The organism is Duganella sp. CF458 (assembly GCF_900113115.1).
Lineage (GTDB): Bacteria > Pseudomonadota > Gammaproteobacteria > Burkholderiales > Burkholderiaceae_D > Rugamonas.
This window is the reverse complement of the sequence record NZ_FOOF01000011.1, coordinates 174,281-196,475: the sequence shown is the minus strand read 5'-3', so window position 1 is coordinate 196,475 and position 22,195 is coordinate 174,281. Positions and strand designations below refer to the sequence as shown.

The 22,195-nt window shown below is 63.7% G+C and carries 23 protein-coding genes; 13 read left to right on the top strand and 10 right to left on the bottom strand.

The window, feature by feature from the left end:
• Window positions 1–11: 11 nt before the first annotated feature.
• The 5 genes from BM269_RS18435 (at window position 12) to BM269_RS18415 (ending at window position 2,845) form a co-directional block, all read left to right on the top strand.
• Window positions 12–683 (top strand): glutathione S-transferase family protein, encoded by a 672-nt coding sequence (locus tag BM269_RS18435; protein WP_090440045.1) that lies wholly within the window; start codon window positions 12–14, stop codon window positions 681–683.
• Between the two features lie 103 nt (window positions 684–786).
• Window positions 787–990, top strand: a complete 204-nt coding sequence (locus BM269_RS29125) for a hypothetical protein (protein WP_139232792.1) — start codon at window positions 787–789, stop codon at window positions 988–990.
• Between the two features lie 57 nt (window positions 991–1,047).
• Window positions 1,048–1,590: a riboflavin biosynthesis intermediates N-glycosidase gene (locus BM269_RS18425; protein WP_090440039.1), complete on the top strand. Its 543-nt coding sequence runs from the start codon at window positions 1,048–1,050 to the stop codon at window positions 1,588–1,590.
• Window positions 1,591–1,625: 35 nt separating this feature from the next.
• Window positions 1,626–2,405: a 5'-3' exonuclease gene (locus tag BM269_RS18420; protein WP_373994402.1), complete on the top strand. Its 780-nt coding sequence runs from the start codon at window positions 1,626–1,628 to the stop codon at window positions 2,403–2,405.
• Between the two features lie 8 nt (window positions 2,406–2,413).
• Window positions 2,414–2,845: an ANTAR domain-containing protein gene (locus tag BM269_RS18415; protein WP_090440033.1), complete on the top strand. Its 432-nt coding sequence runs from the start codon at window positions 2,414–2,416 to the stop codon at window positions 2,843–2,845.
• On the opposite strand, the gene mnmA is transcribed toward BM269_RS18415, so the two are convergent.
• Together mnmA and BM269_RS18405 are read right to left on the bottom strand one after the other, a co-directional pair.
• Entirely contained in the window at window positions 2,831–3,940 is a 1,110-nt protein-coding gene (gene mnmA, locus BM269_RS18410) for a tRNA 2-thiouridine(34) synthase MnmA (RefSeq protein WP_090440030.1), read from the bottom strand. The genes BM269_RS18415 and mnmA overlap by 15 nt on opposite strands.
• 31 nt (window positions 3,941–3,971) lie before the next feature.
• On the bottom strand, window positions 3,972–4,454 hold the full coding sequence (locus BM269_RS18405; RefSeq protein WP_090440028.1) for an NUDIX hydrolase: 483 nt from the start codon (window positions 4,452–4,454) through the stop codon (window positions 3,972–3,974).
• Window positions 4,455–4,618: 164 nt separating this feature from the next.
• Between BM269_RS18405 and BM269_RS18400 the strand changes: the two genes are divergently transcribed.
• From BM269_RS18400 to BM269_RS18390, 3 genes are read left to right on the top strand one after another with little or no spacing between them, the layout of a single operon-like run.
• Window positions 4,619–5,731, top strand: a complete 1,113-nt coding sequence (locus BM269_RS18400) for a Re/Si-specific NAD(P)(+) transhydrogenase subunit alpha (RefSeq protein WP_090440024.1) — start codon at window positions 4,619–4,621, stop codon at window positions 5,729–5,731.
• Window positions 5,732–5,740: 9 nt separating this feature from the next.
• Complete coding sequence (locus BM269_RS18395) at window positions 5,741–6,085, top strand: NAD(P) transhydrogenase subunit alpha part 2 (protein ID WP_090440021.1); 345 nt, start codon at window positions 5,741–5,743, stop codon at window positions 6,083–6,085.
• Window positions 6,082–7,614, top strand: a complete 1,533-nt coding sequence (locus BM269_RS18390; protein ID WP_090440019.1) for an NAD(P)(+) transhydrogenase (Re/Si-specific) subunit beta — start codon at window positions 6,082–6,084, stop codon at window positions 7,612–7,614. Before BM269_RS18395 ends, BM269_RS18390 begins: the two co-directional genes overlap by 4 nt.
• A gap of 98 nt (window positions 7,615–7,712) precedes the next feature.
• Here BM269_RS18390 and BM269_RS18385 read toward each other — a convergent pair whose 3' ends face one another.
• Genes BM269_RS18385 through BM269_RS18370 form a run of 4 tightly spaced genes read right to left on the bottom strand, consistent with a single transcriptional unit; the run spans window position 7,713 to window position 11,917 of the window.
• Window positions 7,713–8,849, bottom strand: coding sequence for a UbiH/UbiF/VisC/COQ6 family ubiquinone biosynthesis hydroxylase (locus BM269_RS18385; RefSeq protein WP_090440016.1), 1,137 nt, complete (start codon window positions 8,847–8,849; stop codon window positions 7,713–7,715).
• The gene (gene pepP / locus BM269_RS18380; RefSeq protein WP_090440013.1) at window positions 8,846–10,162 is read right to left on the bottom strand and encodes a Xaa-Pro aminopeptidase; all 1,317 of its coding nucleotides are present in this window, start codon (window positions 10,160–10,162) and stop codon (window positions 8,846–8,848) included. The genes BM269_RS18385 and pepP overlap by 4 nt, the downstream gene beginning before the upstream one ends.
• Window positions 10,159–10,854, bottom strand: coding sequence for an N-acetylmuramate alpha-1-phosphate uridylyltransferase MurU (gene murU / locus BM269_RS18375; RefSeq protein WP_090440010.1), 696 nt, complete (start codon window positions 10,852–10,854; stop codon window positions 10,159–10,161). Before murU ends, pepP begins: the two co-directional genes overlap by 4 nt.
• 10 nt (window positions 10,855–10,864) lie before the next feature.
• Window positions 10,865–11,917 carry an aminoglycoside phosphotransferase family protein gene (locus tag BM269_RS18370; protein WP_090440007.1) on the bottom strand — a complete coding sequence of 351 codons (1,053 nt, stop codon included), beginning with the start codon at window positions 11,915–11,917 and terminating at the stop codon, window positions 10,865–10,867.
• A 98-nt stretch (window positions 11,918–12,015) separates the two neighbouring features.
• On the opposite strand from BM269_RS18370, the gene BM269_RS18365 reads away from it, so the two are divergent.
• From BM269_RS18365 to rsmA, 4 genes are read left to right on the top strand one after another with little or no spacing between them, the layout of a single operon-like run.
• Window positions 12,016–14,253 (top strand): LPS-assembly protein LptD, encoded by a 2,238-nt coding sequence (locus BM269_RS18365; protein ID WP_090440003.1) that lies wholly within the window; start codon window positions 12,016–12,018, stop codon window positions 14,251–14,253.
• Between the two features lie 26 nt (window positions 14,254–14,279).
• On the top strand, window positions 14,280–15,683 hold the full coding sequence (locus BM269_RS18360) for a peptidylprolyl isomerase (RefSeq protein ID WP_229204699.1): 1,404 nt from the start codon (window positions 14,280–14,282) through the stop codon (window positions 15,681–15,683).
• Between the two features lie 16 nt (window positions 15,684–15,699).
• Complete coding sequence (gene pdxA / locus BM269_RS18355) at window positions 15,700–16,761, top strand: 4-hydroxythreonine-4-phosphate dehydrogenase PdxA (RefSeq protein ID WP_090439997.1); 1,062 nt, start codon at window positions 15,700–15,702, stop codon at window positions 16,759–16,761.
• Window positions 16,762–16,773: 12 nt separating this feature from the next.
• On the top strand, window positions 16,774–17,544 hold the full coding sequence (rsmA, locus tag BM269_RS18350) for a 16S rRNA (adenine(1518)-N(6)/adenine(1519)-N(6))-dimethyltransferase RsmA (RefSeq protein WP_090439993.1): 771 nt from the start codon (window positions 16,774–16,776) through the stop codon (window positions 17,542–17,544).
• 83 nt (window positions 17,545–17,627) lie between these two features.
• On the opposite strand, the gene BM269_RS18345 is transcribed toward rsmA, so the two are convergent.
• The 4 genes from BM269_RS18345 to BM269_RS18330 form a co-directional block, all read right to left on the bottom strand.
• On the bottom strand, window positions 17,628–18,722 hold the full coding sequence (locus BM269_RS18345; protein WP_170860419.1) for a glycosyltransferase family 4 protein: 1,095 nt from the start codon (window positions 18,720–18,722) through the stop codon (window positions 17,628–17,630).
• On the bottom strand, window positions 18,719–19,927 hold the full coding sequence (locus BM269_RS18340) for an O-antigen ligase family protein (protein ID WP_090439990.1): 1,209 nt from the start codon (window positions 19,925–19,927) through the stop codon (window positions 18,719–18,721). The genes BM269_RS18345 and BM269_RS18340 overlap by 4 nt, the downstream gene beginning before the upstream one ends.
• Before the next feature lie 241 nt (window positions 19,928–20,168).
• Window positions 20,169–20,744 carry a hypothetical protein gene (locus BM269_RS18335; protein ID WP_090439988.1) on the bottom strand — a complete coding sequence of 192 codons (576 nt, stop codon included), beginning with the start codon at window positions 20,742–20,744 and terminating at the stop codon, window positions 20,169–20,171.
• Between the two features lie 12 nt (window positions 20,745–20,756).
• Window positions 20,757–21,362, bottom strand: a complete 606-nt coding sequence (locus BM269_RS18330) for a hypothetical protein (RefSeq protein WP_090439985.1) — start codon at window positions 21,360–21,362, stop codon at window positions 20,757–20,759.
• Window positions 21,363–21,498: 136 nt separating this feature from the next.
• On the opposite strand from BM269_RS18330, the gene BM269_RS18325 reads away from it, so the two are divergent.
• On the top strand, window positions 21,499–22,194 hold the full coding sequence (locus tag BM269_RS18325; protein ID WP_090439982.1) for an HAD family hydrolase: 696 nt from the start codon (window positions 21,499–21,501) through the stop codon (window positions 22,192–22,194).
• Window position 22,195: the final 1 nt, after the last annotated feature.

The window sequence follows — 22,195 nt, the reverse complement described above, 5'->3', positions numbered from 1 at the left end:
GGAGCGCGCCCATGATCATTGTCCACCACCTCAATAACTCTCGTTCGCAGCGTGTGCTGTGGTTGCTGGAAGAGCTGGGGCTGGCATATGAGATCAAGCATTACCAGCGCAATCCGAAGACCATGCTGGCGCCACCGGAGCTGACCAAGGTCCATCCGCTCGGCAAGTCGCCTGTCATCGAGCATGAAGGCAATATCGTCGCCGAGTCGGGCGCCATCATCGAATACCTGGTGGAGAAGCATGGCAATGACCGCCTGGTGCCGCCGGCCGGCACGCCCGACAAGCTGCGCTGGCGTTACTTCATGCATTACGCGGAAGGCTCGCTGATGTCGCCGTTGCTGATGAAACTCGTTTTCGACAAGGTCGATTCCTCGCCGGCGCCGTTTTTCGTCAAGCCGATCAAGCGTGCGATTGTGCAGAAGGTAATGTCGGGCTTCGTGCAACCGAATATCGACCGGCACCTGGCCTACCTCGAGTCCGAACTGGCCGATCGCGACTGGTTCGCGGGCGGCGAGTTCAGTGCGGCCGATATCCAGATGAGCTTCCCGCTGGAAGCTGCGGCAGCCCGTGGCGGTCTCGGCGCAACCCATCCGCGCTTGCAGGCCTTCCTGCAGCGCATCCACGCCCGTCCGGCTTACCAGCGCGCGCTGGAGCGCGGCGGACCTTATGCGCTGCTGAAATAATACTTAGTGCTGAATTGAATATAACTTAGTTGCAAACAAGCACTAAGCGATTTATGATGTTCCTGCTTGATCCAAAAGACCAATAACAAGCAAGGAACATCAAATGATCAATCGAGAAGTACGCTCCCGGATCGCCCAGGATGAACCTGAGCGTCTTGGCGAGCTCGAAGCAGCCATGCTGGCCCGTATCGACATGCTGCTGGCACTCGCCGTCCACCACGGCCATACCGCGTTGGTTCGCACAGCAATTGCTGCACAACCCCAACTACCGCAACGCCTTCGAACACGTGGTCTTTGCCGTGCTTGACCGAAAGGGGGCATCGCTTGCCGCCTTCGAAGCGCAGTTCATTGGAGAGGAATCGAAATGAGGAATGTCGTCGAGTTATGCGAGCACATCCAGCACCACGGTCAGCCCAAGATGGTCCTGTTCTGGGGACACCAGCCGTCCCGGAACGGGGTGATCACGAAGACTTGCTTCAGCCAATGGTTCGAGGCCGAGTTTGTGATTGATCGAGTCCGGTATCCGACGGCCGAACATTTCATGATGGCCGAGAAGGCTCGCCTGTTTGGCGACACCGCCGCGCTTGACCGCATCCTGCAATCACGCAACCCGGCAGCCGTGAAAGCTGCTGGCCGCGCAGTGCAGGGCTTCGACGACGAGGCCTGGGCGGAAAACCGCTGGGATATCGTGGTTAAGGCCAACCATGCGAAGTTTTCGCAGAACCCTCCCTTGAAGAAATTCCTGCTCGCCACTGGCGAACAAGTGCTGGTCGAAGCAAGCCCGGTCGATTTCGTGTGGGGCACCGGCTTTGCTGCGGACTCGCCGCATGCCGAAAACCCGTCCGAATGGACTGGCATGAACCTGCTTGGCTTTGCCTTGATGGAAGTACGCTCACGCCTGCGCTAGAGTCTGGCCAGTAGCTGTGCGGTAAAATGCTGCCTATGACGGGAAGATTGTTGGCCATTGATGGCTTGAATATCGTGCGGCGAGTGTATGAGGCCAGTCCGGAGCCGGACTCCGACCTCAAAGCCGAGATAGCGATGCGCCATGCGTTCAACGCATTCCAGCGCCTGGTCAACGGCCACGAACCTACCCATATCCTGCCTGCCTTTGATTACGGCGGCCCTACCTGGCGCCACACCCTGTACCAAGGGTATCGCGCAGGCCGCCAACCGATGCCTGAGGTATTGCGCGAGGCGCTGCCGGAGTTCTATATGCAGCTGACCCGAATCGGCATGTGCCCGATTGCCATCCCTGAAGTGGAAGCCGACGACGTGATCGGCACCGTGGTCACCCGCTGGCTCAGCGAAAACCGCGGCGAGGCGGTGGTGGCCACCACCGACAAGGACTTGCATTGCCTGATCGCCGAAGGGGCCCGCGTCTGGGACCATTTCAAGTCCGAATGGCACGACCGCACCTGGGTCGAGCAGAAGTGGGGCGTCACGCCCGGCATGCTGCCGGACCTGCTGGCGCTGATGGGCGATGAGACCGACTCCATCCCCGGCGTGTCCAATGTGGGGGTGAAGACCGCTGCCAAACTGTTGCGAACTTACGGCACTCTGGACGCAATCATGGCCGGTGCAGGCATCCTGAAGGACAAAGTCGGCGAAAGCCTACGAAAAGAGCGCGAGATGTTGTATCTTTCTCGTCAATTGGTACAACTGAAAACGGACGTCCGGATCGGCGTGAGCTGGAATATGCTGGCCTGGGACCACCGTTAAACCTCCTGATGTTAAAAGCGGTTCTTATCGACAGCAGCGCCATTGCACGCGGCCTGCTCAATACGGTGCTGATCGACGGCGGCTACGACGTGGTCGGCCAGGCGCATACTTGCCTGGCAGGCAATGTGCTGCTGATCAAGCACCAGCCCCAGATCATCTGCGTTGCGCGCGATTGCATCGAGGCTGATGAGCCATCCATGCTGGCCATGCGCAAGGATTGGCCGAAAGCCATGATTTTCATGGTGTCGTCGGAGTTCGACCAGGCCACGATCCAGAAAGCCCATGCGATGGGCATCAATGGCTATATCGTGAAGCCGTTCAATGGCGGTACGGTATTGAAGACCATCCGCAACACCATCATCGCGGCGGTGAAGCGGCAGCAGAAGGCGCAGGCCGACGCGCAAGGCGCCAGCCCGGCCGAGGGGTCAGACGAAGTTTGAGCCGTCGATAATGCCGCCGCCCAGGCAAACGTCGCCGTCGTACAGCACGGCCGACTGGCCCGGGGTGACCGCCCACTGGGCATCCATGAATTTCAGCGCGAATTCGCTGTCGCCATTGGCGGCAACGTCGCAAGGCACGTCGGCCTGGCGGTAGCGCGTCTTGGCGCTGATGCGGCCGGCTTCCGGCGCCACGCCGGCAACCCAGCTTGCCTGGCCGGCATGCAGCGCCTCCGACAGCAGCCACGGATGGTCGTGGCCCTGCACCACCCACAGCGTATTGTTTTCAACGTCCTTGCGTGCCACGTACCAGGCGTCCGACGAACCGTCGGCGTTCTGGTAAGTCTTCACGCCGCCGATGCCGATGCCCTTGCGCTGGCCCAGGGTATAGAAAGACAGCCCCACGTGCTCGCCCACCACCTTGCCGTCCGGGGTCTTGATCGGGCCGGCCTTGTAGGACAGGTAGCGGTTCAGGAACTCGCGGAACGGGCGCTCGCCGATGAAGCAGATGCCGGTGGAATCCTTCTTGGCCGCATTCGGCAGCTGCAGCTTTTCCGCGATCTTGCGCACTTCGGTCTTCGGGATTTCGCCCAGCGGGAACAGGGTCTTCGACAATTGCGCCTGGTTCAGGCGGTGCAGGAAGTAGCTCTGGTCCTTGGTGTGGTCGACCGCCTTCAGCAGCTCGTGGCGGCCGGTCACGCTGTTGTGGCGCACACGCGCATAGTGGCCGGTGGCGATCAGGTCGGCGCCGAGGTGCATGGCGTGGTCGAGGAAGGCCTTGAACTTGATCTCCGCATTGCACAAAACGTCCGGGTTCGGCGTGCGGCCGGCCTGGTATTCGCGCAGGAATTCCGCGAACACGCGGTCCTTGTATTCCGCGGCGAAGTTGACGGCTTCGATGTCCACGCCCACCACGTCGGCCACGCTGGCCGCGTCGATCCAGTCCTGGCGGGAAGAACAGAATTCGGAATCGTCGTCGTCTTCCCAGTTCTTCATGAACAGGCCGACAACTTCATAGCCTTGCTCTTTCAGTAACCAAGCGGAAACGGAGGAATCAACGCCACCGGACATGCCGATGACCACTTTTTTCTTACTCATGTTGTAAATCGTCCAAACTTAGAGGAAGTCTTCAGACTTCCTCGAATACCGACACATGGGTGTGCAGGATTTCCAGCGGCGCGCGTTTGCCGGCCAAATATTCATCCACGCAGGTCAGCAGCAGGGGGCTGCGATGGCGCTCGCGGCAGGCCGCGATTTCATCGCGCGTCATCCAATGGGTACGCAGGATGCCTTCGTCCAGCGGCCGATCCGGGTAGTAGGTGCCCACGTCGCCGCAGAAGGCGAAGCGCAGGAAGGTGACCAGCTGGCCGGTACGTGCCGAGCGGTAGCGCGACATATACATGCCTACCAGCGCGGTCGGGGTGAAATCGTAGGCGGTTTCTTCCAGGGTTTCGCGCACCACGGCCTGTTCCAGCGATTCCAGCGGATCGAGGTGGCCGGCCGGCTGGTTCAGGCGAATGCCGTCACTGGTTTCTTCTTCAATCAGAAGAAACTTTCCGTCGCGCTCTATGACGGCGGCGACTGTGACATTCGGTTTCCAGGTACGCGGCATGGTAGTCCATCCTCAGAAGACCCGACATTGTAGCCTGATCTTGCCTCTTCGTTGTTACCACGTTGTGAAAAGCTTGTGCATTGCAACAATTCGGCACAGGTAATGTTGGCCGTAGAACATTTCATGTTAGATTTTAGTCAGTTTTTCCCACTATTGGAGGCATTATGAAGATTGGCGTACCGGCCGAGTCAAGGCCGGGGGAGACCCGAGTGGCGGCAACGCCAGAGACGGTCAAGAAACTAGCAGTCAAACACCAGGTGGTGGTGCAGGCGGGAGCCGGCATTGCTGCTTCGGTGACGGATGAAGCATATGCCGCTGCCGGTGCCACGATTGGCACCGCCGCAGAGGCCCTGGGCGCGGAAATGGTACTGAAGGTACGCGCCCCGAATGCCGACGAACGGTCCCGCATGAAGCCGGGGGCCGTCCTGGTCGGCATGCTGAATCCCTTTGATGGGGAAAACATTGCGGCCATGGCGGCTTCCGGCCTGTCCGCGTTTGCATTGGAAGCTGTGCCGCGTATCACGCGCGCGCAGTCGATGGACGTATTGTCCTCCCAGGCCAATATCGCGGGCTACAAGGCCGTGATGGTTGGCGCGAATACCTACCAGCGTTTCATGCCCATGCTGATGACCGCAGCGGGTACCGTGAAAGCTGCCCGTGTGCTGATCATGGGCGTCGGCGTGGCCGGCTTGCAAGCGATTGCAACCGCGAAACGCCTGGGCGCCGTGATCGAAGCGTCCGACGTGCGTCCGCCGGTGAAAGAGCAGGTGGAGTCGCTCGGCGCAAAATTCATCGACGTGCCTTACCTGACCGACGAAGAGCGCGAGATCGCGAAGGGTGTCGGCGGCTATGCGCGCCCGATGCCGCCTGAATGGATGAAACGCCAGGCGGAACTGGTGCATGAACGCGCCAGGCAGGCCGACATCGTCATTACCACGGCACTGATCCCGGGCCGCCCGGCGCCGGTGCTGATCTCCGAAGAAACCGTGAAGGCCATGAAGCCCGGCTCCGTCATCGTCGACCTGGCGGTGGAGCAAGGCGGCAATTGCCCCTTGTCCGAACTGGGCAAGACGGTCATCAAGCATGGCGTGCATATCGTCGGCGAGCCGAACCTGGCCTGCCACGTGGCGGCGGATGCCTCCGCCCTTTACGCGCGCAATGTGCTCGACTTCCTCAAGCTGGTCTTCGACAAGGAAGACCAGCTGGTCATCGACCGCGAGGATGAAATCATCAAAGCAACGCTGGTCTGCCACGGCGGCGAGCAGTTGCGGAAATAGGAGACGGAAATGGAAGTCAGTCACACCATTATCAACCTGATCATTTTCGTGCTGGCCGTGTATGTGGGCTACCACGTGGTCTGGAACGTCACGCCGGCGCTGCATACGCCGCTGATGGCGGTAACCAATGCCGTATCGGCCATCATCATCGTGGGCGCCATGCTGGCGGCCGCGCTGACCGAAGGCCTGGTTGGACAAATCATGGGCACGGTCGCCGTGGCGCTGGCCGCGGTCAATGTGTTCGGTGGCTTCCTGGTCACCCAGCGCATGCTGGAGATGTTCAAGAAGAAGGAGAAGAAGGCGGCGCCTGCGGCTGGTACTGGTGCGCCGGCTGAGAAGGAGGCCAAGGCATGAGCTTCATCACCATGAACCTTGTCACGATGATGTACCTGATCGCGTCTGTCTGCTTCATCCAGGCGTTGAAAGGTCTGTCGTCGCCGGCATCGGCACGCAAGGGCAATGCCTTCGGCATGGCCGGCATGGCGATTGCCGCCGTGACCACCATTGCGCTGATCCTGCGCCTGAAAGCGGATATCGCCGCCGCATCGGAAGGGGCGGAAGCCGTAGCCGCGGCGGCACGCGCGCTCGGCATGGACGTGCATGCACGTTCCGGCTCCGGCGGCCTGGGCCTTGGCCTGGTCGCTTTGGGCGTGCTGGTCGGCGGCGGCATCGGCGCCTTCCTCGCCAAGCGCGTCGAAATGACCAAGATGCCGGAGCTGGTGGCGGCCATGCACTCGCTGATCGGCATGGCGGCGGTCTGCATCGCCATTGCAGCGGTGGCCGAACCGCACGCTTTCGGCATCGCGGCGCGCGGCCAGGCGCTGCCGGTCGGCAACCGCATCGAGCTGTTCATCGGCACCTTTGTCGGCGCGATCACCTTCAGCGGTTCGGTGATCGCTTTCGGCAAGCTGGCGGGCAAATACAAGTTCCGCCTGTTCCAGGGCGCGCCGGTGGTGTTCGGCGGCCAGCACATGCTGAACCTGGCGCTGGCGCTGGTCATGTTCGGCCTGGGCCTGGTGTTCGTGTTCAGCGGCGGCAACGAACCGGCCTGGACCCCGTTCCTGCTCATGACCGCGATAGCCTTCGTGCTGGGCGTGCTGATCATCATCCCGATCGGCGGCGCCGACATGCCGGTGGTGGTGTCGATGCTGAACTCCTACTCCGGCTGGGCCGCGGCGGGCATTGGCTTCTCGCTCAATAACTCGATGCTGATCATCGCCGGTTCGCTGGTGGGTTCTTCCGGCGCGATCCTGTCCTACATCATGTGCAAGGCGATGAACCGCTCGTTCTTCAACGTGATCCTGGGCGGCTTCGGCGGCGATGCTTCCGCGGCAGCGGCAGGCGGCGCGCAGGCTCAGCGCAATGTGAAGTCGGGTTCCTCCGACGACGCGGTGTTCCTGATGCAAAATGCCGAAACCGTGATCATCGTCCCCGGCTACGGCCTGGCGGTGGCACGCGCCCAGCATGCGTTGAAAGAGCTGGTCGAAAAGCTGGGCCACCACGGCGTGACGGTGAAGTACGCGATCCACCCGGTCGCAGGCCGCATGCCGGGCCATATGAACGTGCTGCTGGCGGAAGCCGAAGTGCCGTATGACCAGGTGTTCGAGATGGAAGACATCAACAGCGAATTCGCGCAGGCCGACGTGGTGCTGGTGCTGGGCGCGAACGACGTGGTGAACCCGGCGGCGAAAGATCCGAAATCCCCGATCGCCGGCATGCCGATCCTGGAGGCCTACAAGGCCAAGACCATCATCGTCAACAAACGCTCGATGGCATCCGGCTATGCAGGCCTGGACAACGAGCTGTTCTACATGGACAAGACCATGATGGTGTTCGGCGACGCCAAGAAGGTGCTGGAAGACATGGTGAAAGCCGTCGAGTAAAGGCAGCGCCTCACAGCCGAGCCCGTGTCCCACCGTGGGGTCACACCCGTAATGAGACACGGGCTCTTCGGTATCTAGCGGGTGGGTTGGCGTTTCCTCTAACGGCGGCCGTACATCATGAGTTCGGCCAGCACGGCGCGTGCCGGGGCGGCGACGTCAATGGCGGCCAGGCCCAGTCCAAGCAGGGGCTGCAGCGCAGATTCGCTGGCGAAGATGCGGGCCATGGTGTCGGTCAGGCGCACCGTCAGCTTGCGGTCCCGGCGGCGCAGGGCGGCATATTGCTCCAGTGTTTGGGGCGTGGCGCCGCGGGCCAGGGCGCGCGCCAGTTCGGCGGCATCGCGCAGGCCCAGGTTCAGCCCCTGGCCGGCAACCGGGTGCAGGGTTTGCGCGGCATTGCCGATGGCGACGCTGCGTGCAGTGCCGGTGGCGCCGGCATTCAGTCCGAGCGGGAAGGCCAGGCGGCGCGTGGCCAGGGTGAACTTGCCCAGGCGCTGGCCGAAGGTTTCGCCGAGCTTGGCCAGGAATGCGGCGTCGTCCAGTGCGAGGATCGCCTGCGCGCTGGCGGGGCGGGCGCACCAGACCAGCGAATAGCCGTCGTCCTGTGGCAGCAGTGCCAGCGGGCCTTCGTTGGTGAAGCGTTCGTAGGCGCGGTGCGCTACCGGGGCGCTGGCATGCACCTGGGCGATGATGGCGGTTTGCCGGTAGTCGCGTGTTTCGGCTTTGTCGGCCTGCTGGCCGAACAGGCCGCCCTCGGCTTGCACCACCACGGCGGCGCGCAGGACGCGCGGGCATTCGCCTTCGCTTTCGAGGTGCAGCGCGACGCTGTCGGCCGCTTCGTCGCTGCCGGTGACGCGCACCGGGCGCAGGGCGGCGATGCCAAGGCGCTGGCAGACATTGCCCAGCGCTTCGACGATGGCGCCGTAGCGGGTGACGTAGCCGAGCGCCGGCAAACCGTGTTCGTCGCGCGTGATCATGCTGCGGCCGAACTGGCCGCGCCGCGAGACGTGGATTTCATGGATGGCGGTGGCATGGATCGGCCACGCGCCCACCTGCTCGAGGATCTGGCGGCTGCCGTAGGACAGTGCCAGGGTGCGTGGATCCTGCATGGCCTGGTCGAGCGGCTTGGCGTCCACCAGTGCGATGCGGGCGGGATTCACGCCGCGCTTCACCAGCAGCGCCGCCAGCGCCATGCCGGCCGGGCCGGCGCCGCAGATGGCGATATCGTAATCAGTCATTTCATCAAAGCTTCAATCTCGGCCACCGTCCTGGGCGCGCCGTCCGTCAGCAGCTGGAAGCCGTTTTCGCGGACGATCACGTCGTCCTCGATGCGGATGCCGATGTTCCAGTATTTTTCCGGCACGCCTTCTGCCGGGCGCACGTAGATGCCGGGTTCCACCGTCATCGCCATGCCCGGCTGCAGCAGGCGCGATGGCTTGTCTTCGCGCGCCGCGTCGCGGTACAGGCCGACGTCGTGCACGTCCATGCCGATCCAGTGGCCGGTGCCGTGCATGTAGAACTGCGTGTATTTCTTCTCTGCCAGCACATCGTCCAGCGTGCCTTGCAGCAGGCCGAAGTCGAGCATGCCCTGCGCCAGCACCTGCACGGCGGTATCGTGGGCGTCGTGGTATTTGCGGCCCGGCCCGATGGCGTCGAAGGCGGCCTGCTGCGCGGCCAGCACCAGTTCGTACAGTTCGCGCTGGGCGGGACTGAAACGGCCGTTGACCGGGAAGGTGCGTGTGATGTCGGAGGCGTAGCCATCGAGCTCGCAGCCGGCGTCGATCAGCACCAGGTCGCCGTCCTCGGTGCGGCGGTTGTTGGCGTTGTAATGCAGGACGCAGGCGTTGGGGCCGGAGGCGACGATCGGCGTGTAGGCCGGGAATTGGGCGCCGTGGCGGCGGAATTCATGCAGCAGTTCGGCTTCCAGCTGGTATTCGAAGGTACCGGCGCCGTGGGTGCCGGCAAAGCGCATGGCGCGCGCATGGGCACCTGCGGAGATTTCCCCGGCGCGCAGCATGATGGCGCTTTCGTGCTGGTCCTTGAACAGGCGCATCTCGTCGATCAGCGGCGGCAGGTCGCGCAGCGCGGGCGGCGCAGTGGTGCCGCTGCGCGCGAGCCTGCGCACGCCGTCGAACCAGCGCCGCTGCTGCTCTTCGCCGCCGCGTGCCAGCGGGGCGTACAGTGCGCTGGTGTTGGAAAGCTGGCGCACCATGTGTTCATCGAGCGAGGCGATCGGGAAGGCCGAGTCGAAGCCGAACGCTGCGCGCGCGGCGTCGGGGCCATAACGGTAGCCGTCCCAGATCTCCGATTGCAGGTGCTTCTCGCGGCAGAACAGAAGCGATTGCGCGGCGGCTTCGCCACGCGGCGCCACCAGCACCAGCACCGCTTCCGGCTCGGTGAAGCCGGTCAGGTAGTAGAAGGAGCTGTCGTGGCGGTAGGGGTATTCGGTGTCGGCATTGCGCGTGACTTCGGGCGCGGTGCCGATGACCGCCACGCTGCCCGCTTCCATCCGGGCCAGCAGGCGCGCGCGGCGCTCGGCGTAGGGTTTCATGCGTTCAGTTCTTCCAGTTGGCGCACGGTGCCGACGTTGACCCACTCGTCCTGGTAGATCTCGCCGCCGATGCGGCCCTGGTCGGCGAACTCGAACAGCAGCTTGCCCAGGCCGGCCTTCTGGCCCGGCGTGATGCCGGCGAACATCTCGGGGCGGTACACGCCGAGATTGGCGAAGTTCCATTTCGGCGCGCCCTGGCCGGAGACGGTGTACAGGTTCAGCGCGAAGTCGCCGTCCGGGTTATGCCACGGGTTGGGCGTCAGCCAGATCCAGGCGATGTCGCGCACGTGGGCGGGATACGGGTCGCCGCGGTGGTCCTTGTCCTTCAGCACGTCCAGCGCTTCGGAGAAATCGAAGTGCGGGCAGTAGATGTCGCCCGACAGCACCAGGAACGGTTCGTCGCCCAGCAGGTGCAGGGCGTTGGCGACGCCGCCCGCCGTTTCCAGCGCGTGCGCTTCCGGCGAATATTGGATCTTGGCGCCGAACTGCGCGCCGTCGCCCAGTGCTTCCTCGATCATGTGGCCGAGATGGGCGTGGTTGATGACGATCTCCGTGATCCCGGCGCGCACCAGGTTCAGGATGTGCCACACGATCAGCGGGCGGCCGCGCACTTTCAGCAGCGGCTTGGGGCAGGTGTCGGTCAGGGGCCGCATGCGTTCGCCGCGGCCGGCGGCGAGGATCATGGCTTTCATGCGTCGCCCCTTAGAAGGTGTAGCCGACTTGCGGCGCGGTGCCTTCCAGCGTGTCGAGCAGCTTGATCAGCGGCTTGAGGTCGCGGTAGCGGTTGGCGGTCTTGCGCACGTATTCCATCACGGTCGGCAGGTCGCCCAGGTAGTGCGGCTTGCCATCGCGGTAGTTCAGGCGGCAGAAGATGCCGAGGATCTTCAAATGGCGCTGCAAGGCCATGTACTCGAAGTCCTTGTAGAACTCATCGAAGTCCTTCTTCACCGGCAGGCCGGCGCTGCGCGCGTGCTGCCAGTAGCGGATCAGCCAGTCCAGCACCAGTTCCTCGTCCCACGACACGTAAGCGTCGCGCAGCAGCGAGGCGCAATCGTAGGTGACCGGGCCCCATACCGCGTCCTGGAAATCGAGGATGCCGGGATTGCCCTCGTCCATCCACATCAGGTTGCGCGAGTGGTAGTCGCGGTGCATGTAAACCTGGGGCTGGGCCAGGCAGTTGGCCAGGATCGCCTCGAACACTTTGTCCAGTTCCTGCTGCTGCTTCTCGTTGAGGGTGGTGGCCAGGTGCTTGCCGATGTACCACTCGGGGAAGATATTCAGTTCGCGCAGCATGAAAGCGCGGTCGAATTCGGGCAGTACGCCCGGCTGGCTGGCCTGCTGGATCTTGACCAGCGAGGACAGTGCTTCGGCATACAGGGTGGCGGCCGAATCGTGGTCCAGCGCCTGCAGGTAGGTGGTGCTGCCCAGGTCGGACAGCAGCAAGAAGCCCTGCTCGACGTTCGCGGCGGCGATTTTGGGCACCGACACGCCGGCAGCTTCCAGCAAGCCCTGGACTTTCACGTAAGCCGGCACGTTTTCGCGCTGCGGCGGGGCGTCCATGGCAACCAGGGTGGCGCCGTGGAAGGCGCGCTGGGCCGGCAGCACGTCGACGCGGAAATAGCGGCGGAAGCTGGCGTCCTCGGAAGCCGGGCGCGCCGAAGCGGTGTCGACCAAGCCGGTAGCTTGCAGCCATCCGGTCAGCTCGGCAAGGCGTGGATCGGCGGCTGGGGATGGTGAATTAGATAATAAAGACATTAAAGCAGCCTGCGAAATCCAGTGAGTGGTAAAGATTCCCATATAATAAGGGATTCACATTAAAAAATCGCCTTTATGGTGTTTCACGCGTCCCATCCATGACCCGGTTCCTGGCACCCCCCAACTCCAAGCGCTGGGCGTTCGCCTTGACCGCCATTGCCGCCGCTACCACGGCGATGTCCGCCCATGCGCAGTCGCATCCCGCCGCCAAACGCCCGCCGCACGTGGAAGACAAGAATGCTCCGACCACCGTGCGCGCCGAAGACATGTCCGGCCGCCCGGAACGCGACCTGCGCCTGGTGCGCGACGTGGAAGTGGTGCACGACAAGACCCGCGTGACCGCCGATGCGGCCAGCTTCCAGCAGGTGGAGCAGGAACTCGAGGCCAAGGGCAATGTGCGTCTCTGGCGTTTCGGCGACTATTACACCGCCGATGAACTGAAGCTGAATATGGAAACCGCGCGCGGCTATGCACTGCAGCCGACCTACCAGCTGGAAACCAATAATGCCCAGGGCAAGGCGCAGCGCATCAACTTCCTGAACGAGGACGAAGCGCAGGTGGTGGACGGCACCTACAGCACCTGCCAGGGCCCGAACCCGGACTGGTACGTGAAGGCGCGTTCGCTGAACCTGGACCAGGGGCGCGACGTCGGCACGGCCGGCGCCACCCTGATCTACTTCAAGGACGTGCCGATCCTGGGCACCCCGGCCATGTCGTTCTCGCTGTCGGGCGCGCGCCGCTCCGGCTGGCTGCCGCCGACCCCGTCGTACTCCTCGCGCGGCGGGGCGGAACTGCTGGTGCCGTACTACTTCAACATCGCGCCCAACCGCGACCTGACGCTGTACCCGCGCTATATTGCCCGCCGCGGCCTGCAGCTGGGCGCGGTCGCCCGCTACATCGGCGAAACCGACGCCGGCAACTACTACGAGGGCAGGACCCTGCTCGAGTACTTGCCGAACGACAAGGAAGCCGAACGCGACCGCTGGCAACTGCATACCGTGCATACCCAGAACCTGGCCAAGGACTGGACCTATGGCTGGAACCTGCGCGCCGCGTCGGACAACAACTACCCGAGCGACTTTTCCAAGACCGTGTCCTCGTCGGCCGAGCGCCAGTTGCTCAAGGAGCTGCGCACCGATTACAGCGGCGAGTACTGGAGCCTGACGGCACGCGCCCAGAAGTACCACGTGCTGCAGGATCCGGGCTACCCCGCGGACCCATCGCTGTTCGTCTCGCGTCCCTACGACCGCCTGCCGGCCATCAACCTGCACGCGGCGCGTTATGACGTCGGCGGCTTCGACTGGCAGCTCGATTCGGAGCTGACCCGCTTCTGGCACCCGGACCTGATCAAGGGCAACCGCCTGGTGGCCGTGCCGCAGGTCAGCTACCCGATCATCGGCGCGTCCTATTTCGTGACGCCGAAAGTGATGCTGAACGCCAGTGCCTACCAGCTTGACGAATTCGGCACGGACCCATCGCGCTCGCTGCAGCGCGCCGTACCGACTTTCTCGCTCGATTCGGGCCTGGTATTCGAGCGCGACACCAAGTTCGGCGGCAAGAAGCTGACCCAGACGCTGGAGCCGCGCCTGTTCTACGTCTACACGCCGTATCGCAAGCAGGACCAGTTCCCGAACTTCGACACCGCACCGGCCACCTTCAACTTCTCGCAGATCTTCAGCGAGAACCGCTTCGTCGGCTCCGACCGTATCGGCGACGCCAACCAGGTGACGGCGGCCGTGGTGTCGCGCTTCCTGGAAAGCAGCGGCGCGGAACGCCTGCGCCTGGCGTTCGGCCAGCGCTTCTACTTCGCCGACCAGCGCGTGCAGATCGACAATTCGACGCCGGTCAACAGCACCCGTTCCGACATGCTGCTGGCGGCTACCGGCCGTATCTCCAATTCCTGGGGCATCGACAGCCTGGTGCAGTACAACCCGAGCACCAGCAAGGTCACCACCTCGAATATGTCGCTGCAGTACACGCCGGGTACCTACAAGGTGCTCAACGCCGGCTACCGCTATGTGCGCGACAGCTTCAAGAATGCCGACCTGTCGGCCCAGTGGCCGATCACGGACAAGTGGTTCGGCGTGGGCCGCGTGTCATACTCGCTGCGCGAGCACAAGATGCTGGAAAGCGTGGTGGGGCTGGAATACAACTGCGATTGCTGGGTATTCCGCATGGGGGCGCAGCGCTTCGTCACCACCGCCAAGAAGACCTCGACCCAGTTCTTCTTCCAGTTGGAGTTGAACGGCTTGTCCAAGCTCGGTTTCGGCAACCCGCTGGAGGTGCTGAAAAACAGCATCCCCGGCTATCGCCGCGTCAATGAAGGCGTGCGTTAAGCTTTCGATTTCCTCAACACTGATACATGAGCGTTTCAGATATGCACCCGATCAAACTAGCTGTTGCCCTGCTGTGTGCTTCCCTTGCCGTCCCGGCCCTGGCGCAGGACGCCAAGACTGCCAAGCCGGCAGCACCGGCCGCCGCCAAGGCGGCGCCATCGAAGGGCTTCACGCCGCCGGGCCAGTCGGCCAATGCGCCGATCGACGCCATTGCGGTCATCGTCAACGACGAAGTGATCACCCAGCGCGAACTGAACGAACGCGTGGCCACCATCGTGGCGCGCATGCAGCAGCAGAAACTGGCCCTGCCTGACGCGGGCGAGCTGCGCAAGCAGGTGCTGGAGCGCATGATCGTGGAGCGGGCCCAGCTCCAGCTGGCCAAGGAAATGGGAGTACGGGTCGACGACAATATGCTCGACCGCGCTATCGCCCGCATCGCCGAGCAGCAGAAGATGACGGTTCAGCAGCTGCGCAACCAGATGGAGAAAGACGGCACCACCTTCGCTTCCTTCCGCGAAGAGATCCGCGAAGAGATCGTCATGCAGCGCCTGCGCGAGTATGAGGTCGACAACAAGATCAATATCGCCGAAGCGGAAGTGGACAACTTCATCGCCGCCGAGAAAGCGGCCGCGTCCGAGCAGTTCGAGCTGAATATCTCGCAGATCATGGTGCGCATCCCGGAAAACGCCTCGCCGGACGTGATCGGCCAGCGCCAGAAGCGCGCCGAGGAAGTGCTGCGCCAGCTGCGCACCGGCGCCGACTTCGCCAAGATGGCCGCCACCTATTCCGACGCTTCCGACGCGCTGCAGGGCGGCGCCGTGGGCTGGCGCCCGGGCAGCGCCTTGCCGCCGATCTTCGCCGAGGCGTTGAACAAGCTGAAACCGGGCCAGAGCACGCCGATCATCAAGAGCGCGGCCGGCTTCCACATCCTGAAGCTGGTCGACAAGCGCAGCATGGCCGATGCGGCCGCGCAGGAAACCGTGCAGCAGACCCATGCCCGCCACATCCTGCTGAAGGTGACGCCGACCATGAGCGCGGCCGACGCCAAGCGCAAGCTGCTGGAACTGAAGGAGCGCCTGGACAACAAGGCCGCCAAGTTCGAGGAACTGGCACGCCTGTTCTCCAACGACAGCAGCGCCAACAAGGGCGGCGACATGGGCTGGCTGTACCCGGGCGACACCGTGCCGGAATTCGAGCAGGCCATGAACGGCCTGAAGCCCGGCCAGGTATCCGAGCCGGTGGAAACCTCCTTCGGCTACCACTTGATCGAAGTGCTGGAGCGTAAATCGGACGACGTCTCGAAAGAGAAGCAGCGCGCCGCCGCCCGCAACGCCCTGCGCGAGCGCAAGCTGGTGGAAGCGGTGGAAGACTGGCAGCGCCAGGTGCGCGACCGCGCCTACGTCGAATTCCGCGACGAATCGCTGAAATAAGCAGGCGGGGGACACCATGAGCGCCAACCTTGCTACGCGGCGCCCAAGTGTGCGCCCCGGGGTTCGTCCGGTGATTGCGATCACCACCGGCGAGCCGGCCGGCATCGGGCCGGAAATCGCCATCCGCGCGGCATGGGCCATGCGGCACCAGGTCAATGCGGTGCTGGTGGGCGATGCCGCCTTCCTGGCCATGACCGCCTCGGGCATCGATCCCGAGATCCGCGTCAGCGCCATTTCCACCATGGCGGCGCGCAATGCCGGCCTGCCGCGTTTCGGCGCCGACCGCCTGTGCGCGCTGGATATCCCGCTGGGCGCCCACGTGCAGCCGGGCGTACTGGACAAGGAAAACGGCCGCTACGTGCTGGCCACGCTGGACGCCGCCATCGAAGGCGTGCGCGCCGGCTGGTTCGAAGCGGTGGCCACGGCACCGGTGCAGAAGTCCACCATCAACGATGCCGGCGTGCCGTTCTCCGGCCACACCGAGTACTTCGCCGAGCAGACCGGTACCGCGCGCGTGGTGATGCTGCTGGCGGGCGACGCCAACGGCATGCCCTTGCGCGTGGCATTGGCGACCACCCACCTGCCGCTGAAAGACGTCAGCGGCGCGCTCACGCAGGAGAGCCTGGCGCAGACGCTGGACATCATCCAGGCCGACCTGCGCGGCAAGTTCGGCATCGCCGCCCCGCGCATCCTGGTGGCGGGCCTGAACCCGCATGCCGGCGAAAACGGCTATCTTGGCCGCGAAGAAATCGACACCATCACGCCGGCGCTGGCAGCGGCGCGCGCGCGCGGCATCGATGCGCGCGGTCCCTATCCGGCCGACACCCTGTTCCAGCCCAAGTACCTGAAAGACGCGGACTGCGTGCTGGCCATGTACCACGACCAGGGCCTGCCGGTGCTGAAGTACGCCACCTTTGGGCACGGCGTCAACATCACGCTCGGCTTGCCGCTGATCCGCACCTCGGTCGACCACGGCACCGCGCTTGACTTGGCCGCGCAAGGCCTGGGACGCGCCGACTGCTCCAGCATGCAGGCCGCGCTGGAAGCGGCGCTGCAGATGGCCCAGGCCAGCCAATAAGAAAGACAGAATATGAAACACATTGCCCGCAAACGCTTCGGCCAGAACTTCCTGCAGGACGACCGCGTCCTCGGCGACATCATCGACTCCATCGCGCCGGCCGCCGGCGACACCATGGTGGAGATCGGCCCCGGCCTGGCCGCCATGACCGACCTGCTGCTCAAGTCCCTGCCGCATATGCACGTGGTGGAGCTGGACCGCGACCTGGTGGCGCGCCTGGAGAAGCGTTACCCGCGCGATAAACTGACCATTCACGCCGGCGACGCGCTGAAGTTCGACTTCGGCTACATCCCGGTTCCGGAAGGGAAGAAGCTGCGCGTGGTGGGCAACCTGCCGTACAACATCTCGTCGCCGCTGCTGTTCCACCTGGCCGAATTCGCGCCCATGGTGCAGGACCAGCATTTCATGCTGCAAAAGGAAGTGGTGGAACGCATGGTGGCCGAACCGGGCACCAAGGCCTACAGCCGCCTGTCGGTGATGCTGCAATGGCGCTACCGCATGGCCATGCTGTTCATCGTGCCGCCGGACGCCTTTGACCCGCCGCCCAAAGTCGACTCGGCCATCGTGCGCATGATCCCGATCGAGCAGCCGCTGGCCTGCGACCAGGCGCGCCTGGAAGCGGTGGTGCAGAAAGCCTTCTCGCAACGGCGTAAGGTGATCCGCAACTGCGTGGCCGGCATGTTCACCGAAGCGCAGTTGGTGGCAGCCGGCATCAACCCGCAAGACCGGCCGGAAGCCGTGCCGGTGGAAGCTTACGTGGCGCTGGCCAACCTGCCTGTCTAAATAAAAGTCGGGGTCAGCTCTGGCAATCGGACATTTTCGCTAGCGAAAATGTCCGATTGCCAGAGCTGACCTCGACTTTCAACTTAGCGGTGGGTGATCAGTTGCAGCACTTGGGCGGCGACGCGGTCCCAGGTGAATGACTTCGCATACTCCAGGCTGCTGGCGCTGACCGCGCGCCAGTAGGCGGACTGCTCGAATTTCAGGATTTCGCTGCGCCAGGCGGCGGCGTCCAGATGCGCCGGGTAGCGCGGGTGGTCCTTGGCCCAGATCTTGATGCTGTCGAGTTCGTGCGTCAGCACGGGCACCCCGGCTGCCATCCCTTCCAGGATCGTCAAGCCAAAACTTTCGAGATCGGTCGGATGCAGCAGGAGGAAGGCGTGCCGCAGCAGGCCGACCACTTCTTCCTGGCGTTTCCTGCCGTGGAAAGTCAGGCTGGGCGAGCTGCCGTACTTGGCCAGCAAGCCCTCCAGCAGCGGGCCGTCGCCCACGATATCGAGTTGGTAGCCTTGCTGGGCAAGGCCGCTTTGCGTGAAGAACTCGGCCAGCCATGCCACGTTCTTGCTGCCGTCCAGGCGGCCGATGTACAACAAGCGCTTGTCGCTCGGGTAGGGCGGCGGGCTGGCGGGGAAGAAACCATCGTCGACGCCCAGTGGCAGCGACGCGATGTCGAGGCCCCATTTGCGCTTGGTTTTTTCAGCCGCCCGGTAGCCCAGGTAAAACACGTCCCGCGGCGGGACCTGGCGGAAAAATCCCCGCATCGACACGCCCGGCAGGAAATGACGGAAGCGCGCGCGCAGCGCAGGGTAGCGCTTCGACAGCAGGTAGGCATCGGCTTCATAGAAGGTCACGATGTAATCGTAGCGCGACAAGTCCATGCCGGATTGCTTGAGCGCCCTGAAAAAGCTGTAGCTCTCGATCTTGAAACGGCTGGTCATCAGGATCTTGCTCAGCACGTGGTTCAGCCGGGAGTCGCGCGCCACAAACGGCAAGGTCAGCAACTCAACGCCATCGAGCGCGATCAGGCGCTGGTGGCCGGTGCCGGGGTCGCCGCTTAACAGCGTCAGCTGGGCCTGATCCTTGAGGCGGTGGCAGAACTGGCTGACCACCGTTTCCGTGCCGCCGATATAGGCAGCAACGGTCGGGCAGATGAACAGCAGCCGTGGTTTTTGCTGGTTCACGCGGTGCCCGCTTTCATCTTGTGTTGCAGGGGCAGCTGGTACAGCAGGGCGCCTTGCAAGCCGAGGAACAGCATCACCCAGGCGCGGCTGACCGAGCCCATGAAGACGGTATTGGTCAAGCTGCTCAAGATCAGGATCAGGGCAAACGCCAGGACCACCCCGCCTTCGAAGGAGTGGCGCCGTTGCCATCCGGTCCAGAACACGGCCGCATACAGCCAGACCAGAGCCTGCAGCCCGAAAATCCCGTAAAACGAGGCGAAGAACAGGAAGGCGTTATGCGGCTCGACGAAGGCTTTGCCTTCTTCGCCGCGCGGCTGGCTGGCCCAGGCCGCTTCAAACCCTGCCGCGCCGCCGCCCACCAGGGGATGCGCACGGAACACGCCCCAGGCGGTCTTCCACATTTCCAGCCGGTAACCCAGCGAGGTTTGGGTGACGTTCTGCTGCAGCAGCTGCATATCGCTGGCGGCGTCCTTGATCCTTTTTTGCACCGTGGGGGCCATCAGGAGCGCGACGCTGGCGATGACGCACAGCAGGGCGGCCTTGGTCCGGTTCTGCCTGGTGAACAGATTGGTGATGACGAATGGGAGCAAGACCAGCACCACCCACATGCCGGTGCGGCCCATGCCCGAGGTCAGGCCGGCGAAGAACATGACCATGCCGGCCAGATAAGCAAGCCGCAGGCCCTTGCTGGTTTCATGTTTGTAAAGAATCGACAGCAAGACCACGCCGATTGCCAGGAATTGGGAATACAGGATGTAGTTGGCAATCAAGGACGGCGGATCGAGCGGCCACCACCCTTTGTACTGGAGCTGGGCGTACAGGAAGCCGACCAGGATGCCGCACAGCAGGGCGCGCAGCCAGGGCAGGATGCGCATCTGGCTGGCCGCCAGGAACGTCATGACGGCGATGATCCAGTAGTAGCTGGTTTCGGCGTGGATCACCAGTTTGCTGCTGGCAGGGTGGATCAGCAGGGACAACAGCGGCAAGGCGGCAAGGATGGCCGCGGGCGCGACCCAGGGCAGGGTGCGCCAGGAACGCAGCGCCGTGGCCAATCCGCCGCCTGCCACAAACAGGATGAAGGCGATGGCCAGTGCGATAAACAGCAGTGCCTTGGAAAGGGGGAGGAAGAAGAATGCTACCGCGTAGGCGTATTGTGTTGCATTCAGCAATTTTACCGGTGGGCCCTGGCAGCCTTCTGAGGTCATAAGTTTTTCCGGCTATGCCGCTTGGATCCTGAAACAGTAGTCGACTATAGCCTACAAATATCGAGCTCATCAAGACCGGCCCGCTTGGGGCGCCGCCGCCATTGGACGAAAAAAAAGCCCGCTCAGGGAGCGGGCTGAATCCATTTCTGTTAAGAAGTGGAGGAGACGGGAGTAAGTATGCTGCGTTGCCGCATATAGATCCAATTTATTTTGGTAATCCCAGTCATTCCGCTTGCTTATATCACGGGGTGGTGCAGCTTACCGCGATGTTGGTGCGCGCCGCATCCCCCATCACGCCGCTGCCGTTGGCCACGCTGCAGGTCTGGCTGTCCGGCTTGGTCAGCACGGTGACGCCGTAGGCGGTGCCGACCGGAATGGTGCCCGGCACGGTGAAGCTGGTGGCGCCCTTGGCAATCGTGAAGCTGGTGCTGCCGTTGACCAGCACCAGGTCGCCGGCGGTCAAGCCTTGCACAGTGCCGCCCAGGGTGTAGGCGTTCTGGCTGCAGCTGAGCACGATATTGATGCTGGTGGTGTGGCCGGCCGAGCCGACTTCCGTGCCGCCCAAGAAGGCGCAGGTCATGTGATCCGGCTGTTGCTTGATGCTGACCTTGTATTCGGTGCCGTAGCTGATGCCGTTCGGGAAGCTGAAGCTGGTGGCGCCGGCGTTGACCTTCAGGTCGTCGCCGCCGTTGTTTTGCAGGATCAAGCCCTGATTGGCCAAGCCGCTAATGCTGCCGCCGAGGGTGAAACTGGCTTTGCCGCCGCAGGCGGCGAGGGCGGCGGCCAGCAGGGCCGCGGCAATCAATTTTGCTTTCATCGGAATTCTTTCTTAGCTGACTTTGTTGACGCAGGTTACACGCACGCTGGTGACCGCCTCGGCCGGCATGGTGCCGGCACCCAGGTTGTTGCCGCCGCCGGACACGCTGCAGGTCTGGTTGCTCGGCTGGGTCAGCACGGTCACGCCGTACACGCTGCGATTGCCGATCGGGGTGGTGAATTGCCAGGCACCGTCGGCGGTCACGCCAAGGGTCTGGGCGCCGTTAGCCAGCACCAGGCCGGTGCCCTGCAGGCCGCTTACCGTGCCGCCCAGGGTGAACGCATCCGGGGTGCAGGTCACGCTGGCCTGCTGGTAGGTGTAGTAATTGATCTTGCCGGTATTATTGGCCAGTTTGCACGTCACGTTGGCCGGCGCGCTCTTGATCGTCACATTGAACTGCGCGTCAGGAGCCATCAGGGTCTTGAAGTAATACAGGGCGCTGCCGGTGCCGGTGATCACCAGGTCGTCGCCGCCATTGTTCTGCAGCACCAGGCCCTCGCGGTCAATGCCGAATACCTGGACGCCCAGGTTCAAGCTGCCATTGCCCTTGCCGCCGCAGGCGGCCAGTCCGGCGACGCACAGCAGCGCGGCGGCGGCAGACAGATACTTACTCTTCATTCCACATTCTCCAGTCGGTTTCGCGCCTCGCGCGGACAAATCGGCGCCTATTTTAGTGCATTTGCTACTTCTTTAGCCGATTTGACCAGCTTTTCCCTTGTAACAGCTTGCAACCGCGGCGCGGTACAATGCGCCCATGAAGCCCAAAGCCATCCTGTTCGACCTGGACGATACCCTGTGGCCGATCGCGCCCGTGATTGCCGAGGCGGAAATCACGCTGCACGCCTGGCTGGCGGCCCATGCGCCGAAAGTGGCGGCGCAGTGGTCGATCGAGGCCTTGCGCGCGCACCGCGCCGAACTGGCGGCGGCCCAGCCCGACCTGCTGATCGACCTGGGCCAGTTGCGCCGCGCCAGCCTGCACGCCGCCTTTGCCGCGTCCGGCGAGGATGCGGCCCAGGTCGAGGGCGCCATGGCGCATTTCTTTGCCGCGCGCAATGCGGTGACCCCATATGACGATGTGCTGCCGGGCTTGCTCAAGCTGCGCCAGCAGGTGCAACTGGGCACCATCTCCAACGGCAATGCCGACCTGGAGGTGATCGGCCTGGCCCACCATTTCGAGGTGTCGCTGGCCGCTGCCCATTTCGGCGCAGCCAAGCCGGCGCCGGAACTGTTCCGCGCGGCCTGCCAGGCGCTGGGCGTGGCGCCGCAGGACGCGGTGTATGTGGGCGACGACCTGGCGCTGGACGTGGCCGGAGCGCAGGCGGCGGGCCTGTGTGCGGTGTGGATGAACCGGCGCGGCGCCGCGCTGCCGGACGGCGCCGCGCAGCCCGATGCCATCTGCGCCACGCTCGATGAATTGCTTGCGTGGCTGGAACAACAGTTGGCAGAATAGC

Bases quoted from the DNA above. Each gene is read 5' to 3' on its own strand.
- BM269_RS18435 (WP_090440045.1), top strand. From the start codon at position 12: ATGATCATTGTCCACCACCTCAATAACTCTCGTTCGCAGCGTGTGCTG.
- BM269_RS29125 (WP_139232792.1), top strand. From the start codon at position 787: ATGATCAATCGAGAAGTACGCTCCCGGATCGCCCAGGATGAACCTGAG.
- BM269_RS18425 (WP_090440039.1), top strand. From the start codon at position 1,048: ATGAGGAATGTCGTCGAGTTATGCGAGCACATCCAGCACCACGGTCAG.
- BM269_RS18420 (WP_373994402.1), top strand. From the start codon at position 1,626: ATGACGGGAAGATTGTTGGCCATTGATGGCTTGAATATCGTGCGGCGA.
- BM269_RS18415 (WP_090440033.1), top strand. From the start codon at position 2,414: ATGTTAAAAGCGGTTCTTATCGACAGCAGCGCCATTGCACGCGGCCTG.
- mnmA (WP_090440030.1), bottom strand. From the start codon at position 3,940: ATGAGTAAGAAAAAAGTGGTCATCGGCATGTCCGGTGGCGTTGATTCC.
- BM269_RS18405 (WP_090440028.1), bottom strand. From the start codon at position 4,454: ATGCCGCGTACCTGGAAACCGAATGTCACAGTCGCCGCCGTCATAGAG.
- BM269_RS18400 (WP_090440024.1), top strand. From the start codon at position 4,619: ATGAAGATTGGCGTACCGGCCGAGTCAAGGCCGGGGGAGACCCGAGTG.
- BM269_RS18395 (WP_090440021.1), top strand. From the start codon at position 5,741: ATGGAAGTCAGTCACACCATTATCAACCTGATCATTTTCGTGCTGGCC.
- BM269_RS18390 (WP_090440019.1), top strand. From the start codon at position 6,082: ATGAGCTTCATCACCATGAACCTTGTCACGATGATGTACCTGATCGCG.
- BM269_RS18385 (WP_090440016.1), bottom strand. From the start codon at position 8,849: ATGACTGATTACGATATCGCCATCTGCGGCGCCGGCCCGGCCGGCATG.
- pepP (WP_090440013.1), bottom strand. From the start codon at position 10,162: ATGAAACCCTACGCCGAGCGCCGCGCGCGCCTGCTGGCCCGGATGGAA.
- murU (WP_090440010.1), bottom strand. From the start codon at position 10,854: ATGAAAGCCATGATCCTCGCCGCCGGCCGCGGCGAACGCATGCGGCCC.
- BM269_RS18370 (WP_090440007.1), bottom strand. From the start codon at position 11,917: ATGTCTTTATTATCTAATTCACCATCCCCAGCCGCCGATCCACGCCTT.
- BM269_RS18365 (WP_090440003.1), top strand. From the start codon at position 12,016: ATGACCCGGTTCCTGGCACCCCCCAACTCCAAGCGCTGGGCGTTCGCC.
- BM269_RS18360 (WP_229204699.1), top strand. From the start codon at position 14,280: ATGAGCGTTTCAGATATGCACCCGATCAAACTAGCTGTTGCCCTGCTG.
- pdxA (WP_090439997.1), top strand. From the start codon at position 15,700: ATGAGCGCCAACCTTGCTACGCGGCGCCCAAGTGTGCGCCCCGGGGTT.
- rsmA (WP_090439993.1), top strand. From the start codon at position 16,774: ATGAAACACATTGCCCGCAAACGCTTCGGCCAGAACTTCCTGCAGGAC.
- BM269_RS18340 (WP_090439990.1), bottom strand. From the start codon at position 19,927: ATGACCTCAGAAGGCTGCCAGGGCCCACCGGTAAAATTGCTGAATGCA.
- BM269_RS18335 (WP_090439988.1), bottom strand. From the start codon at position 20,744: ATGAAAGCAAAATTGATTGCCGCGGCCCTGCTGGCCGCCGCCCTCGCC.
- BM269_RS18330 (WP_090439985.1), bottom strand. From the start codon at position 21,362: ATGAAGAGTAAGTATCTGTCTGCCGCCGCCGCGCTGCTGTGCGTCGCC.
- BM269_RS18325 (WP_090439982.1), top strand. From the start codon at position 21,499: ATGAAGCCCAAAGCCATCCTGTTCGACCTGGACGATACCCTGTGGCCG.